The organism is Ruegeria alba (genome assembly GCF_022321465.1).
In the GTDB taxonomy this organism is placed as follows: Bacteria; Pseudomonadota; Alphaproteobacteria; order Rhodobacterales; family Rhodobacteraceae; genus Ruegeria_B; species Ruegeria_B alba.
In genome coordinates this window covers 1-1,251 of record NZ_JAKOEM010000068.1, presented here as the reverse complement: position 1 = coordinate 1,251, position 1,251 = coordinate 1, and the positions used below count along the sequence as shown (strand labels likewise).

Genomic DNA, 1,251 nt, shown 5'->3' with positions numbered 1-1,251 from the left:
CAGATGTCGTTGCGCAAGGCCGGCGGTACACTGCCGGCAAGTTCATCGACCAGCGCCCGCACCGCTGCCATGGCCGCGGTGATCTTGGCCCCCGACATCGATGTGCTGGTGTCGATGGCGATGTAAAGCGCGGTCCCGCGCAGCCCGGAAAGATCGGCGCTCTCCTGCAACAGGAAGCGCGCGGTGACATAGCCGAGATCCGTATGCCGGCGCTCGATTTCCAGCGGCGCCAGCAGACGCGCCAGGCGCGCCGGCGCGATCACCGGGCGGGTGAGATCGACACCGGCTGCAGTTGTCAGGTCAATTCTGTCTGGATGCACTGCCGCAACGTTGAACAAATGCGCCTCCCCGGCATCGCTGGCGGCAACGGCAAAGCCCGGCGCACGGTAGTCGGCGTGACGCGCCGCGATGCTCAGGCGGGTCTCTCCGGAGGTGATATCACCGCCACTGCGGTCCGCCATAAGCCAGAGCGGAACGATCCAGTTGCCCGCCAGACCCCGGCGGGCCAGTGCGAGGGCCTCGGCAAGACCGGGGCCGTCGAGCCGGTGGCGCAGGGTCAGCACCTCGCGCGGGGCATCTCTGAGTGAAAGCCGCTGCTCGCCGGCTTCGCTCTGCAACACGTCCGTGCGCCACTCCAGGACTTCGGTCGCCGGTCCATGCGCGGCGAAGGGCCAGGGGAGATCAGCCATCAAAGGCGCCCCGGTTGCGACGGATCACGTTGAGGATGGCGCGTTCGCCGGCGGGCGTGGCGAGATAGTCGCCCACCAGCCCGGGATCTAGCACGTTGATGATCCGGGGCGTGATCTGCGGGGCGGGTTGTAATGTCCCGGCTTCCACCCCCAGCCGGCCGCCCGGTCCCCGGCGCAGGGGCAGGATGGCCTCCGGCCCGGCCTCGCCCATGAGGCCGATGCCGCGGGCGAAAGGAAACACCGTCGGGCGATCCACGATACCGCCTTGGGCAAAAGCGGCCACTCGACCAGACTGCGCAAAGACACCGCCCTTGGCAAAGCCGCCACCGAAGAGACCACCGATGGCCTTGGTGATCCAGCCGAAAAGACCGCCCCCGCCGCCTGACGCCCCACCACCGGAGAAGGCGCGGAAGAGTGCGTCCTCGATCGGCTTGAAGGCCGAGTCGATCAGCCGGTTCGCAAGGTTCCGGGCAATGCCGGAAACGGCCTGGGCAAAGCTGCGCCAGCTGAGTTCGCCGGACTTGAGCGCCTCCTTCAGCGGGCCGGTGATATCCTCGGCCAG

2 protein-coding genes are annotated in these 1,251 nt (G+C 68.2%); both read right to left on the bottom strand.

The genetic code is table 11. From position 1 onward, the window contains the following. On the bottom strand, positions 1 to 689 hold a 689-nt coding region (locus MB818_RS21890; protein ID WP_238906556.1), incomplete at its 3' end, for a hypothetical protein. Further along, positions 682 to 1,251 (bottom strand): phage tail tape measure protein (locus MB818_RS21885; RefSeq protein ID WP_369426353.1); only part of this gene is annotated, 570 nt, incomplete at its 5' end. The genes MB818_RS21885 and MB818_RS21890, both read right to left, overlap by 8 nt.